The following is a 13,029-nucleotide window of genomic DNA, read 5'->3' on the forward strand; positions in this document are numbered from 1 at the left end:
TCGTATCAGTTAGATCAACCCCTTGAATAAGTCCGCTTTTTCGGCCTAGCATCCCGACGTTAAGCGGATGTAAACACCGAGGTAGCGCCCGTCCGGGGCAGCGACCGGGGACAGAAGGAGAGACAAGGGTGCGACGTCGAGCAATGATCGGCACTTCTCTGGCCGTGGTCGCCGCCATGGGCCTGTCCGCCTGCGGCGGCGGTGACGACGGCGGCAGCGGGTCGAACACGCTCCGGGTGACGCTGGTCAACCACGTCTGGACGGAGAACATCAAGAAGGCCCTGCCGGAGTTCGAGAAGCAGAGCGGGCTCAAGGTCGAGGTCACCCAGCTCGGTGAGGACCAGCTGTCGGACCAGTACAACGTCAAGCTGAACGCCGGGTCCCGCGACCTCGACGTGATGATGTACCGGCCGCTGCAGGAGGGGAAGCTGTTCGCCAAGAACAAGTACCTCGCCGACCTGGGCGAGAAGGCCAAGTCGGACAGCGCGTTCGAGCTGGGCGACTTCCAGGCCGGACCGGTGCAGGCGACCACGTACGAGGACAAGTTGGTCGGCGTACCGATCATCACCGAGCAGGAGGTCCTCTACTACCGCAAGGACCTGCTGGAGAAGTCCGGCTTCACCGCCCCGCCGAAGACGCTCGACGAGCTCAAGGCGCAGGCGGCGAAGGTCGAGGCGGACAACCCGGGTGTCGCCGGGTTCGTGGCCCGTACCGGCAAGTCGGCCGCGGTCACCCAGTTCTCCAGCTTCCTGTACAGCTTCGGCGGTGACTTCGTCGACGCCAGCGGCAAGGCCTCGGTGAACAGCGAGCAGGCCAAGCAGGCGTACGCCTACTACGGCGGCATGCTGCGCGACCACGGCCCGGAGAACATCAGCACCGACATGAGCTGGTCCGAGGCGATGGCGATCTTCACCCAGGGCAAGGCGGCCTTCTACACCGAGGCCAACTCGCTCTACAAGAACGCCACCGACCCGGCCAAGTCGAAGGTCTCCGAGACCGTCGGGTTCGCCACCTTCCCGGCCGGCCCGGCCGGCTCGAAGCCGTACAACGTCCCGTCCTGGGCGCTCGGGGTCAACGACGCGTCCGAGAACAAGGACAACGCCTGGAAGTTCATCCAGTGGGCGGCCGGCAAGGAGCAGTCGCTGGCGCAGCAGAAGGCCGGTGTCCCCGGCGCCCGCGCCTCCGTCTGGGCCAACCCGGAGGGCACCGCGACCTACCCGAAGGACCTGGCCGAGGCCACCAAGGTCAGCACCACCAACGGCATCGGTCACGACCGCCCGCTGGTCGTGAAGGTCGCCCAGGCCCGGGAGATCGTCGGTCAGCCGATCGTCGACGCGATCACCGGCAAGGACGCGGCCGCCTCGGCGGACGTGGCGAACGAGGCGTTCCAGAAGTTCCTCGACGACGAGTCGAAGTAGCCCGATCGCGGGGTGGCGGGCCGACCGGCTCCGCCACCCCGCGCCGGGCCCCCTGGCCCCCCGAACCCGGAGACCTCATGTCAGCCGTCACCACACCAGTCACCAGATCGCCCGAGGCCGGTACGGCCCCGGCTGAATCGGCCTGGTCGCGCTGGGCCAACGCGCACCGCAAGTGGCTCTTCGCGGCACCCGCCATGGCGTTCGTCGCCGTGCTCATCATCTTTCCGGTGGCCTGGACCGGGTACCTCAGCCTGACCGACGCCGAGGGTTCGGTACGCGCCGAGAGCGAGTTCATCGGTTTCCAGAACTACCTGGACGTGCTCTCCGACACCGACCGGTTCTGGCCGGCGGTGTGGCGCACGGCCCTCTTCACCTTCGTCGTGCTCCTCGTCGAGGTCGTGCTCGGCATGGCGATCGCCCTGCTGCTGTGGCGACCCTTCCGCGGCGAGAGGTGGGTCCGGGTCGCCATCCTGCTGCCGCTGGTGGCCACTCCGGTCGCGGTCGGCATGATGTGGCGGCTGATCTTCGATCCCAACATCGGCATGGCGAACCAGGTGCTCAGCTGGGTCGGCATCGGCCCGCAGCCCTGGCTGTCCGGCCAGAACTCGGCCCTGCCGACGACGATGTTCATCGACATCTGGCAGTGGACGCCGATGGTGGTGCTGATCCTGCTCGCCGGGCTGACCTCGCTCTCCGACGAGCCCCAGGAGGCGGCGCTGATCGACGGCGCCAGCATCTGGCAGCGGTTCCGGCACGTCACCCTGCCGCTGCTGATGCCCACCGTGATCGTCGCGATCCTGCTGCGCGGCATCGACGCCCTGAAGACGTTCGACATCCTGTACGCCACCAAGGGGCGCGGCGGCGGGTCCTTCCACGAGGTGGAGACCCTCAACGTCTACGCCTACGGCCTCAGCTTCGACTACAACGACTACGGCGTCTCGTCGACGGTCCTCATCATCTTCTTCCTGATCATCATCGGGGTGATGTGGGCCCTGACCTACCGCAAGAAGGGGCTGGAGCGATGAAGCCGAGCAGGCCGTTCAAGGTCTTCCGGGCGGTGGCCCTCGTCCTGGTGGTGTTCTCGCTGATCGCGCCGCTGCTCTGGATGGTCGCCGCGTCGTTCAAGACCAACGTCGACATCTACGACACGGGCAAGGCGCTGGTCTTCACGCCCACCCTGGACAACTACGACACCGTTCTCCAGCAGGCGAACTACGTCCAGTTCATCGGCAACAGCCTCTGGGTGGCGCTCGCGGCCACGGTGTTCTCGTTGATCCTCGGCGTGCCCGCCGCGTACTCGATGAGCCGCTTCAACATGAAGAAGTCCGCGCTCGTCGTGCTGATGGCCCGGGTGATCCCCGGTGTCTCGCTGCTGGTGCCCTGGTACTACGTCTTCTCGAACCTGCAGATGGTCGGCGGCTACACCGTGCTGATCCTCAGCCACATGTTCGTGTCGCTGCCGCTGATCGTCTACATCATGATGGGTTACTTCGACGGTTTGCCCGGCGAACTCGAAGAGGCGGCGCTCGTCGACGGCCTGACCCACATCGGCGCGTTCCGGCGGATCACCCTGCCGCTCTCGGTGCCCGGTGTCGCCACGGCCGGCATCCTGTCGTTCATCTTCTCCTGGAACAACTTCATGTTCGCCCTGGTGCTCTCCGGCGCCGACACCAAGACGCTGCCCGTGGCGATCTTCGACTTCGTCGGCTACGCCAGCATCGACTGGGGCGGCCTGATGGCGGCGGCCACGGTGGTGACCGTCCCGATCATGCTGATCGCCCTGTTCGTGCAGAAGTACATCGTCTCCGGCCTCACCGCCGGCGCCACGAAGGGCTGAGGTCATGACCACGATCGCGCGGGTGGAGACCTTCCTCGTCGCACCACGCTGGCTGTTCGTCCGGGTCGAGACCACCGACGGGACCGTCGGCTGGGGCGAGGCGACCTGCGAGGGCCGCTCGGAGACGGTCCGTACCGCCGTCGAGCAGCTCAGCGAACTGCTGATCGGCCGGGACGCGCTGCGCATCGAGGACCACTGGCAGGTGATGACGAAGGGCTCGTTCTACCGGGGCGGGCCGATCCTGGCCAGCGCCGTCGCCGGGCTCGACCAGGCGCTGTGGGACATCGCCGGCAAGCACTTCGGCGCGCCGGTGCACCAGTTGCTCGGCGGACCGGTCCGGGACCGGATCCGGGTGTACGGCTGGGTCGGCGGTGACGAGCCGGCCGAGGTACGCGACCAGATCAGCGCCGCCGTCGAGTCGGGCCTGACCGCGGTGAAGATGAACGCCTCCGGTCGGATGAGCCCGGTCGCCTCGGTCCGCGAACTCGACGGCGTGGTCGAGCGGGTGGCCGCCGCCCGCGAGGTGCTCGGCGACGAGCGGGACGTCGCGGTCGACTTCCACGGGCGGTTCACCCTCGCCACCGCCCGCCGGGTCGCCCCGCTGCTGGAGGAGTTCCGGCCCTTCTTCCTGGAGGAGCCGGTGGTGCCGGAGAACTCGCACCTGATCGGCGAGTTCGTGCGCTCCACCACCACCCCGGTGTCGACGGGGGAGCGGCTCTACAACCGGCAGGAGTTCCTGCCCGTCCTCCAGGCCGGTATCGCGGTCGCCCAGCCGGACCTCTCGCACGCCGGCGGCATCACCGAGGTCCGCAAGATCGCCGCACTGGCCGAGACGTACGACGTGCAGCTCGCCCCGCACTGCCCGCTCGGGCCGATCGCCCTCGCGGCCTGCCTCCAGGTCGGCTTCGCCACGCCGAACTACCTGATCCAGGAACAGAGCATCGGCATCCACTACAACCTCGGCGCCGAGGTGCTCGACTACTGCCTCGACAAGACCCCGCTGACCTTCGTCGACGGGTACGTCGAGCGGCTCACCGCACCCGGCCTCGGCATCGAGATCGACGAACACGCGGTGCGGACGGCGGACAAGCGCGGCCACGCCTGGCGCAGCCCCACCTGGCGGCACCGCGACGGCTCCTACGCGGAATGGTGATCAACATGACCGTCAACCTCACCGCCGAACTCGCCGACGCCCGCATCCTGGCGGTCATCCGCGGCACCGACACCGCCGGCGCGATCGCCGCCGGCACCGCCCTGCTCGAAGAGGGCGTGCGCATCGTCGAGGTGGCCCTCACCACGCCGGACGCCCCGCGGGCCGTGGCGGCGCTGCGCGCGGTGGCGCCCGCCGGGTCCCTGGTCGGCGCCGGCACGGTGCTCACCACCGCCGACGTGGCGGACGTGGCCGCCGCCGGCGCGCAGTTCGTGGTGACGCCGGCCGTGGTCGAGTCGATCCCCGAGGCGGCGCGCCGCGGCATCCCGGTCGCCGCCGGGGCCTTCACCCCGACCGAGGCGTACACCGCGATGCGGATGGGGGCGTCGGCCATCAAGCTGTTCCCGGTGTCGGTCGGCGGGCCGGCGTACCTGAAGGCGGTGCGGGACCCGTTCCCGGACATCCCGTTCGTCGCGGTCGGCGGCGTCGGTCTGGACGACGTGCCGGGCTACCTCAGGGCCGGTGCGATCGCGGTCGGCGTCGGTGGGCCGCTGGTCGGCGACGCCGCCTCCGGCGGCGACCTCGCCGCCCTGCGGGCCCGGGCCCGCACCTACCTCGCCGCGGTCGGGTCGTCGCGCTCATGACCGCACCGGACCTGCTCACCTTCGGCGAGACCATGGTGTCGTTGCGCTCGGCCGGTCCGCTTGCCGCCGGGGGTTCGCTGACCATGCACCTGGCCGGTGCCGAGTCCAACGTGGCGGTCGGAGTGGCCCGGCTGGGTCACCGGGCCGCCTGGGCCGGCCGGGTGAGCACCGACGAGTTCGGCGAGTACACGCTGCGGCAGCTCCGCGCCGAGGGCATCGGTGTCGACGGCGTGACCCGGGACCCCGACCGGCCGACCGGCCTGATGTTCCTGGAGCAGCGCACCGCCGACCTGACCCGGGTGCAGTACCACCGGTCCGGATCGGCCGGGTCCGCGCTGCACGCCGACGACCTGCGGGCGTCGCTGGCCGCCGGCGCGCGGATGCTGCACCTGACCGGGATCACCCCCGCGCTGTCCGACACCGCCCGGGAGGCCACCCGGTGGGCCGCCCAGACCGCCGCCGAGGCGGGTGTCCCGGTGTGCCTGGACGTCAACTTCCGCGCCCGGCTCTGGTCCCGGGACGATGCCCGCGAGGTGCTCACCCCGTTGGCCGGGTACGCATCCGTCGTCATCGCCTCCGCCGACGAGCTGAACCTCGTCGGCGACCCGGCGGCCGACGAGTCCACCGTGGTGGCGGACCTGTTCCGGCGGGGCGTGCGGACGGTCCTGGTGAAACTGGGCCCGGACGGCGCCCGGGCGCACACCCCGGACGGGGTCGAGCACGTCGGCGCGCTGACCGTGACCGCCGTCGACGCCGTCGGCGCCGGGGACGCGTTCACCGCCGGCTACCTGTCCGGCTGGTTCGACGGGCTCGACCTGGCCGGTCGCCTGCGCCGCGCGGCCACCCTCGGCGCCTTCGCGGTCTCCAGCCGGGGCGACTGCGAAGGGCTGCCCCGCCGCGCCGAACTGTCCCTTCTCGACGGCCACGAGACCGGAAGCGTCCTCCGTTAGCCGCCGCCGAAATCACGTGAAGAAAGGCACCCCGCCGTGAAGATCATCGCAGCCGACGTCATCGTCACCAGCCCGGACCGCAACTTCGTCACCCTCAAGATCACCACGGACGAAGGCGTCACCGGCCTGGGTGACGGCACCCTCAACGGACGGGAACTCTCCGTCGCGTCGTACCTGCGCGACCACGTCGTGCCGCTGCTGATCGGCCGGGACCCGCACCGCATCGAGGACACCTGGCAGTTCCTGTACCGCTCGGCGTACTGGCGGCGCGGACCGGTCACCATGGCCGCCATCGCCGCCGTCGACGTCGCCCTCTGGGACATCAAGGCCAAGGCGGCCGGCATGCCCCTGTACCAGCTGCTCGGCGGCGCGTCCCGCACCGGCATCATGGCGTACGGGCACGCCTCCGGCCGTGACCTGCCGGAGCTGTTCGACTCGATCCGCCGGCACCTCGACCTCGGCTTCCGGTCGATCCGCGTGCAGACCTCCGTGCCCGGCATCAACGCCGTCTACGGGGTCGCCGCGCAGCCCAGCGTGGACGGCAAGCGGTACGACTACGAACCGGCCCAGCGCATCCCGCTGCCGGCCGAGGAGGACTGGGACACCCGCGCGTACCTGCGGCACCTGCCCGGGGTGTTCGAGGCGGTCCGCAACGAGTTCGGCCCGGAGCTGCCGCTGCTGCACGACGGTCACCACCGGATGACCCCCATCCAGGCCGCCAAGCTCGGCAAGGCCCTGGAGCCGTACGACCTGTTCTGGCTGGAGGACTGCACGCCGGCGGAGAACCAGGAGGCGCTGCGGCTGGTCCGCCAGCACACCACCACCCCGCTGGCCATCGGCGAGGTCTTCAACACCGTGTGGGACTACCAGACCCTCATCCGGGAACAGCTGATCGACTACGTCCGCTCGGCCGTCACCCACACCGGCGGCATCACCGCGATGCGCAAGCTGCTCGACTTCGCGGCCCAGTACCAGATCAAGTCCGGCATCCACGGGCCGACCGACATCTCACCGGTCGGCATGGCCGCCGCGCTGCACCTGGACCTGGCCATCCACAACTTCGGCATCCAGGAGTACATGCAGCACGGGCCGCTCACCAACGAGGTGTTCCGGCAGTCGTTCACCTTCACCGACGGGTACCTGCACCCGGGCGAACTGCCCGGCATCGGCGTCGAACTCGACGAGGAGGCCGCCGCGCGGTTCCCGTACCAGCCGGCGTACCTGCCGTTCAACCGCCTGAAGGACGGCACCGTCCATGACTGGTGACCGGCGGCCGACCCGGCACGTCGTCGTGATGGGCGTGTCCGGGTGCGGCAAGACGACCGTGGCCCGGCTCGTCAGCGAGCTGACGGGACTGGCCTTCGCGGAGGCCGACGAGTTCCACTCCGAGGCCAACGTGGCGAGGATGCGCTCCGGCGTACCGTTGGACGACGTCGCCCGCTGGCCCTGGCTGCGCGACCTCGCCGGCTGGATGACCGCCCGCCACCGGGAGGGCGTCTCGACGGTGCTGGCGTGCTCCGCGCTCAAGCGCTCCTACCGTGACGTCCTCCGGCAGGGACCGCCGAACGTGGAGTTCGTGCACCTGGACGGCCCGACCGAGGTGATCCGCGAGCGGATGGCGGCGCGGACGCACCCGTACATGCCCGCGAGCCTGCTCGATTCCCAGGCGGCGATCCTGGAGCCCCTGGGGCCGGACGAGCACGGCGTGGTGCTCGACCTCCGGCTGCCCGCGGAGATCCTCGCCGCTACCGCGGCCGACCGCCTCGGCCTGCCCGCTGTGGACCCGTCCGCGCGCTGAGCGGGTCGTCGCCGGCCCCGCGCACACCATCCTGTCCGGTGCGTGACGGACGGACGCGCGACGGCTGACCCTTGCCGCTGTCGGCCTCCCGTCACATGTCACCCGGCCGACCGTCTGGTGCTCCCGTCGTCGCCTGCCTACCGTGTGCGGTACCGCACGCAACGTGGTCGTGGTGAGGGAAGGAGGGTATGGCAGGCGCGCCAGTGGGTAGAAGGACGTCACTGGACCCCGAGTGAGGGGGCACCGTCGCCCCGACCGGCGCCGGTGGTGCGACCCGCGCGCCGCCCTCGGGGCCTGATCAACCGGAGGAAGGAGGCCGGTCGTGATGTTCCACAGTGGACCCGGTCGTCGATGGGTGGCCGCCCGCGCGTCGGCCGCCGCGTGTCGGGCCGGGTGATCGCCGTGTCGCCGATCCCCGCGCCCCGTCCGGCGCCCGCCGCGTCACCGGTCCCCAGCACGTACATCCGGTACCTGCGAGACCGGCTGCTGGAGGCCGAGGCGGGACTGACCGCGATGTCCGAGAAGTACGAGCGGACCAAGGCCCGGTTCGACCGCTGCTACGCGCGGCAGGGCATCACACCCGAGGCCGACATCGTCAACTACATCAACGCCAAGTCGATGAACCCCGAGCTGAAGTTCTGGTACTCCAAGGTGGAGCACTTCCAGCGGGAGGTCACCGCCTACGGTGCCGCGCTGACCGGCCTGGAGGCGGCCGGCCGGATGCTGGCGGTGGAGGACCACCGCGCCGACAACCAGCGCGTCCGCAGCGGCCGTCGTGGCCTGAACCGGGTCAGCTGACCGGGGGGTACGGGCCGTCACGGCGACAGGCGCTTCTCGAACCAGTGGTGGGCGTAGCGCTCGTCGTTGTACGGCTCGATCTCCCGGTACCCGGCGGCGCGGTACATCGCGATCGCCTCGGTCAGGTTCCGGTTGGTGTCCAGCCGTACCGCCGTCCAGCCCCGGTCGGCGGCGTAGCGCTCCAGCTCGTCGAGCAGCCGCCGCCCGATCCCGAGGCCGCGTACGCTGTCGGCCACCCAGACCCGCTTGATCTCGGCGGGTGCGTCGGGGTGGAGCTTGACGGCGCCGCAGCCGACGGGTTCGGCGTTGAGGGTGGCGAGCAGGAACAGGCCGGCGGGCGGAACGAGTTCCTCGTCGCGTACGGGACTGCTCAGCGCCGGGTCGAAGCCCTCGTCGAACCGGCCCGCCACGTCCCGGGCGTACGCCCGCACACAGGCGCGGGCGCGCGGGTCGCCGGGCGGGCACGGCTCGACGACCACCATCGACCCGACGAGCAGTCGTTCCACCTCGGCCATCGCGGCGACGAGCCGACCGCGCCGGCGCTCACTGAGCGGTCGGAGGATGGACCAGGCCAGGTCGTCGGAGCGCTTGTCCAACTCGGTCCACTCCGCCCGGCCGGCGTCGGTGAGGGCGGCCATCCGCACCCGTCCGTCGCCGTCGGCCGGGCCGACCGTGACGAGCCCGTCGCCCTCGAGGGTGCGCAGGAGCCGGCTGAGGTGTCCCGAGTCCAGGCCGAGCCGGGCCCGCAGCGCCGCGACCTCGGCGCCGCCGGGGCCGATCTCCCACAGCAGCCGCGCCTGCGCGAGGGGCCGGCCGCGGGCCATGTACTCGTCGTCGAGCGCGCCCACCCGCTGGGTGACCGTCCGGTTGAACCGCCGCACCGCGGCAACGAGCTCCGATTCCATAAGCCTGACTTTAGTCAGGCACCCCCGCCGTCCGCCAGCCGGTCGGACCCGCGCCGTGTCGGCGCGCCCAACAGCATTGACGTACTCCTATGTGAACGGCGATCATCTGGCAAACCCGGCCGCGCCGGTCACGAGCCGGCGCCGCACCGCAGAGGGGTCCGTATGAAGCCACGCTCCTTCCGGCTCGCCGCGTCGTCGGTCTGTCTGGCGGCGACCACCCTGATCGCCGCCACCGCGGCACCGGCCCAGGCCGGTCCCGACGACGTACGGCGGGGCGCCCCGTCGGCGCCGTCCACCGTCGGTCCTGTCCTCGCCGCCACCGACCGGCTCGCCAGCGTGGTGGCCGGCGCACTCGCCGACCCCGCCACCCGCGGGCGGCTCGTCCCGGCCGTCACCGCCGGCCCGGTGGACCTGCTGGCGGTACGCCTCGACGCGCGGACCGAGCGTGCCGCCCGGTCGGCCAACCAGGCGGTGCTGGCGGCGAAGGGCCTGCCGGCGACGAGCGGCTCCGTGCTGCGACTCCGGCTCGGGCACGAGAACATGGCGGCGGCGTTGACCCGGGCCGAGGTACCGCTGGTGGCGGCGGCGCCGACCGACGACGCGACGACCGCGGTGACCGGCCACGACCCCGCCGGGGGACAGGTCGTCCTGGATCCGGTCCGGCTGCCCGCCCGTCCCGTGCTGGTCGTCGAGGTCGACGTGGCGAGGGCGATGGAACGGGGCCTGGCGCAGGTGCGGCAGGAGTTGGCGGCCCGGAACCTGACGGCTGCCCGGCCCGCGGCGAGAACGCAGGCCGGGTACTGGGCCACCAAGGTCAACGCGGTCCGGCTCGGTGACGACAAGGAACCGTGGATCAAGGGCGGCGCCGAGATCTTCACGGTCGTCACCGGCTTCGGGCTCGACGGCAAGGCCACGGCCAGCATCGTGGAGATGCCCTACCTCGACAACGACGGCACGGTCTACCACCCGAACCAGTTGCTGGTCCACTTCAACGGCTACAAGTACAACCTGGCCGACGTGGTGATGTGGGAGGACGACGGCGACACCAACTACCGCGACCTGGCCAAGGCGCTGATCACCGCCCTGCTGACCATCGTCGACCAGGGCGTCTACACGCCGCTGGTCAACGCGATCATCGACGCGATGCCGGCGAGCTGGTGGACCGACGACCCCGACTACGTCGACTCCTGGTACACCCTCAGCACCGGCAGCTCCGGCCGGCTGCACGGTGCGGCAGCCAACGGCTGGATGGACGTCGCGCCGTACTGGGTGCAGCCGTTGTAGGGGATCGGCGTCAGGCGCCCAGGCGGGGCATGACCGGGCGGACCGTCACCGGTGCGCCCGGTCGGCCGCCCGGGCGGGACACGTACTCGGGCACGCCCACGCACGTGAAGAGCAGGGCGGCCAGGTCGTCGGGTTCGCCGAGCAGGCCCGGCACCTCCGAGTCGTTGAAGGTCATGCCGGAGGCGCCGGCGCCCAGGGCGTACGCGGCGAGGTGGAGCCGGCCCTCGACGAGCCCGGCGGCGAGCTGCGCGTCGCGGTAGGAGCGGTCGTCCAGACCGGACGCCCGGGTGGCGGCGACGACGACGTACGCGGCGTCGGCCGCGAGCGCCTGGTCGAGGCAGACCCGGAGGACCTCGTTGCGAAGGTCGCCGGTGCGCAGCGGCGTCGACAGGTCCGGCCACCGGTAGAGGCCGGACGCCACCCCGTCGACGCCGTGCACGGCGACCCAGTGCGGCACGGCCACGCCGCGCAGGGCGGCGCGCATCGACCACTCCAGGGCGGGGCGGGGCAGCGTCCCCGACCGGTCCATCCGGCGCTGCGAGCCGCGCCGCCGGACGACCTCGTCCAGGGTGGCCGACGCCGGGGCGTCGGGCAGGGCGTCCCCGGTCGGCCAGGCGTCGCCGAGCACGTCCCGCTCGCCGGCCCGCTGCGCGGCCGTGCAGAGCGGCAGCTCGACGGGGGGCAGGTCACCCGGCGTCGCGGGCGCGGTGGGGCCGACGGCCGGATCAGCCTCGCCGAGGGAGAGCAGCGCGAGCGGGTACTCGTGGACACCGTCCGCGCCGACCAGCTCGCGTACCTGCGCGTCGGGAAAGAGCGAACGCAGGCGCGGCCCGAGACCGGCGCTCGCCGCGGCCGCCGAGAGCTGGGACAACAGGGTGCCGGCGTCCCAGTAGAGGTGCCGCCAGCCGCGCTCGGCGTACCGCCAGCCGGTCCGCCACGGCACGCCGGTCACGACGAGCGTGGTGGCCGTCCCGGTGGCGGCGGGCGCGACCTGGACGAGGGCGTGCCGGCGGCCGTCGTACCAGTGCACGCCGTCGGGCACCCCGGCGACGCCGCGGGTGCTCGCGTACACCTCCAGGGGAAGCGGGCACCGGCCGAACCGGAGGCGCGGAAGAGGACCGGGCGCCCGTTGCGCTCGGCGGTGCGTACCACCCCGGCGCCGAGGAACAGCACCCGGCCGAGCTGCGCCGCGTCGAGGGGCAGCGCGGGGGCCGCGGCACCCGCGAGGACGGCCGTCGCCGCCACGCCGGGGTCCGGCAGGTCCCGCGGCAGGTCCACGACGGGCAGGTCCCCGGCGTACGTCTTCATCGGCGGCGGCAGCGTCGCCGGGTCGTTCGGGACGAGGTCCTGGCGGACCCGTGGGTCGTCGGCGGGCACGTCCCAGTCGCGGGTCGGCACGTACGAGGTGAGCCGGTGCAGCAGGCCGGCGCCCGAGTCGAGATCCACGCGGCCATCCTGCCAGCACGCCGACCGCGGCGCGGGCCGCTACGATGCCGATCATGGCGTTGCTGCACCGTGCGGACCTGAGACCCGGCCGGCGCGGTGGGCGTCGAGACCCTGCTCGTGCGGGCCGGTTCCGGGCCGGTCCTCCAGGTGCCGCTGACCTACCGCGCGGCCCCGCTCGACGGCGGCGACGAGTGGCTGGTCGGCACGACCGAGCACTCGGTGCTCGGCCGGCGCTGGGTGTACGACGGGTGCGGCGACCCGGTCCACGCCGGCGTGTTGGCGAGCGTCCTGCGGGGCGACACCGGCCAGGCCGAGGAGTACTTCGAGGTCGACGGCGTCCGCGAGGTCCGTGCGCCGCTCATGACCGTCACCGCACGGCCGGGCGCCGACGTTCCGGCGGTCGGCGCGGTCCGCCGCGTCGAGGACGGCGACCCGACGGTCATCGTCACCGACACCGTCGACCTGGCCGTCGTCCGCCGGCCCGGCGTCGACGCCGGGAGCGCGGGCGCCACCGTGAACGGCACGTGGCCGGGCGGACCGGGTTCCGTCGCGCTCGCGTACACCCGGCCGCGCTGACGGCGTGCGGCCGTCGACCGAGTCGTCACGGTGCGGATGAATCGCCTTTGGAGCTGATGTCGTGAATGAATCAGCGGCTGGACGCGTCGGGCGATGCCGTAGCCGGCGCGACCGGCGGGCCGGCCGGTTCCGGGCTGATGTCGTGAACGAGTCAGCTCCACAGGCGGCCAGCAGTTGTGGGCGCGGCGTACTGACAAGCACGCCGGCGTGTCCACAAGTGCGC

Annotated in this window: 13 protein-coding genes and 1 pseudogene; 11 read left to right on the forward strand and 3 right to left on the reverse strand. The window is 71.9% G+C overall.

The window, feature by feature from the left end; all coding sequences use genetic code 11:
- Positions 1-128: 128 nt before the first annotated feature.
- From AB0873_RS20030 to AB0873_RS20070, 9 genes are all read left to right on the forward strand, one after another.
- Positions 129-1,418 carry a sugar ABC transporter substrate-binding protein gene (locus AB0873_RS20030; protein WP_366601203.1) on the forward strand — a complete coding sequence of 430 codons (1,290 nt, stop codon included), beginning with the start codon at positions 129-131 and terminating at the stop codon, positions 1,416-1,418.
- A 77-nt stretch (positions 1,419-1,495) separates the two neighbouring features.
- Positions 1,496-2,443, forward strand: coding sequence for a sugar ABC transporter permease (locus AB0873_RS20035; RefSeq protein ID WP_230688793.1), 948 nt, complete (start codon positions 1,496-1,498; stop codon positions 2,441-2,443).
- Positions 2,440-3,255, forward strand: a complete 816-nt coding sequence (locus AB0873_RS20040) for a carbohydrate ABC transporter permease (protein WP_155333027.1) — start codon at positions 2,440-2,442, stop codon at positions 3,253-3,255. Before AB0873_RS20035 ends, AB0873_RS20040 begins: the two co-directional genes overlap by 4 nt.
- Positions 3,256-3,259: 4 nt before the next feature.
- Positions 3,260-4,408, forward strand: a complete 1,149-nt coding sequence (gene dgoD, locus AB0873_RS20045) for a galactonate dehydratase (protein ID WP_155333026.1) — start codon at positions 3,260-3,262, stop codon at positions 4,406-4,408.
- Between the two features lie 5 nt (positions 4,409-4,413).
- Positions 4,414-5,049: a bifunctional 4-hydroxy-2-oxoglutarate aldolase/2-dehydro-3-deoxy-phosphogluconate aldolase gene (locus AB0873_RS20050; RefSeq protein ID WP_230688792.1), complete on the forward strand. Its 636-nt coding sequence runs from the start codon at positions 4,414-4,416 to the stop codon at positions 5,047-5,049.
- Complete coding sequence (locus tag AB0873_RS20055; RefSeq protein WP_366601205.1) at positions 5,046-5,999, forward strand: sugar kinase; 954 nt, start codon at positions 5,046-5,048, stop codon at positions 5,997-5,999. Before AB0873_RS20050 ends, AB0873_RS20055 begins: the two co-directional genes overlap by 4 nt.
- Before the next feature lie 36 nt (positions 6,000-6,035).
- A complete protein-coding gene (gene manD / locus AB0873_RS20060) occupies positions 6,036-7,265 on the forward strand; it encodes a D-mannonate dehydratase ManD (RefSeq protein WP_155333024.1) in 1,230 nt (409 codons plus the stop codon).
- Positions 7,255-7,797, forward strand: a complete 543-nt coding sequence (locus AB0873_RS20065) for a gluconokinase (protein WP_366601207.1) — start codon at positions 7,255-7,257, stop codon at positions 7,795-7,797. The genes manD and AB0873_RS20065 overlap by 11 nt, the downstream gene beginning before the upstream one ends.
- A gap of 402 nt (positions 7,798-8,199) precedes the next feature.
- Positions 8,200-8,595 carry a hypothetical protein gene (locus tag AB0873_RS20070; protein WP_155333022.1) on the forward strand — a complete coding sequence of 132 codons (396 nt, stop codon included), beginning with the start codon at positions 8,200-8,202 and terminating at the stop codon, positions 8,593-8,595.
- A gap of 17 nt (positions 8,596-8,612) precedes the next feature.
- Here the strand turns inward: AB0873_RS20070 and AB0873_RS20075 are convergent, their stop codons facing one another.
- Positions 8,613-9,500 (reverse strand): helix-turn-helix domain-containing GNAT family N-acetyltransferase, encoded by an 888-nt coding sequence (locus tag AB0873_RS20075; protein WP_366601209.1) that lies wholly within the window; start codon positions 9,498-9,500, stop codon positions 8,613-8,615.
- 162 nt (positions 9,501-9,662) lie between these two features.
- Between AB0873_RS20075 and AB0873_RS20080 the strand changes: the two genes are divergently transcribed.
- Positions 9,663-10,784: a DUF3103 family protein gene (locus tag AB0873_RS20080; RefSeq protein ID WP_366601211.1), complete on the forward strand. Its 1,122-nt coding sequence runs from the start codon at positions 9,663-9,665 to the stop codon at positions 10,782-10,784.
- A gap of 10 nt (positions 10,785-10,794) precedes the next feature.
- On the opposite strand, the gene AB0873_RS20085 is transcribed toward AB0873_RS20080, so the two are convergent.
- Both AB0873_RS20085 and AB0873_RS20090 read right to left on the reverse strand, forming a co-directional pair.
- Complete coding sequence (locus AB0873_RS20085) at positions 10,795-11,814, reverse strand: nitroreductase family protein (protein ID WP_366601213.1); 1,020 nt, start codon at positions 11,812-11,814, stop codon at positions 10,795-10,797.
- On the reverse strand, positions 11,733-12,230 hold the full coding sequence (locus AB0873_RS20090; RefSeq protein ID WP_366601215.1) for a hypothetical protein: 498 nt from the start codon (positions 12,228-12,230) through the stop codon (positions 11,733-11,735). The genes AB0873_RS20085 and AB0873_RS20090 overlap by 82 nt, the downstream gene beginning before the upstream one ends.
- Before the next feature lie 93 nt (positions 12,231-12,323).
- On the opposite strand from AB0873_RS20090, the pseudogene AB0873_RS20095 reads away from it, so the two are divergent.
- Positions 12,324-12,806: pseudogene (locus tag AB0873_RS20095) on the forward strand (hypothetical protein); the annotation flags it as partial.
- Between the last annotated feature and the right edge of the window lie 223 nt (positions 12,807-13,029).

This window comes from Micromonospora sp. NPDC047707 (assembly GCF_040704235.1).
Taxonomy (GTDB): domain Bacteria; phylum Actinomycetota; class Actinomycetes; order Mycobacteriales; family Micromonosporaceae; genus Micromonospora.

What these genes read in the sequence shown, in the direction of transcription:
- AB0873_RS20035 (WP_230688793.1), top strand. Translation starts at nt 1,496, where the DNA reads ATGTCAGCCGTCACCACACCAGTCACCAGATCGCCCGAGGCCGGTACG.
- AB0873_RS20040 (WP_155333027.1), top strand. Translation starts at nt 2,440, where the DNA reads ATGAAGCCGAGCAGGCCGTTCAAGGTCTTCCGGGCGGTGGCCCTCGTC.
- dgoD (WP_155333026.1), top strand. Translation starts at nt 3,260, where the DNA reads ATGACCACGATCGCGCGGGTGGAGACCTTCCTCGTCGCACCACGCTGG.
- AB0873_RS20050 (WP_230688792.1), top strand. Translation starts at nt 4,414, where the DNA reads ATGACCGTCAACCTCACCGCCGAACTCGCCGACGCCCGCATCCTGGCG.
- AB0873_RS20055 (WP_366601205.1), top strand. Translation starts at nt 5,046, where the DNA reads ATGACCGCACCGGACCTGCTCACCTTCGGCGAGACCATGGTGTCGTTG.
- AB0873_RS20065 (WP_366601207.1), top strand. Translation starts at nt 7,255, where the DNA reads ATGACTGGTGACCGGCGGCCGACCCGGCACGTCGTCGTGATGGGCGTG.
- AB0873_RS20075 (WP_366601209.1), bottom strand. Translation starts at nt 9,500, where the DNA reads ATGGAATCGGAGCTCGTTGCCGCGGTGCGGCGGTTCAACCGGACGGTC.
- AB0873_RS20080 (WP_366601211.1), top strand. Translation starts at nt 9,663, where the DNA reads ATGAAGCCACGCTCCTTCCGGCTCGCCGCGTCGTCGGTCTGTCTGGCG.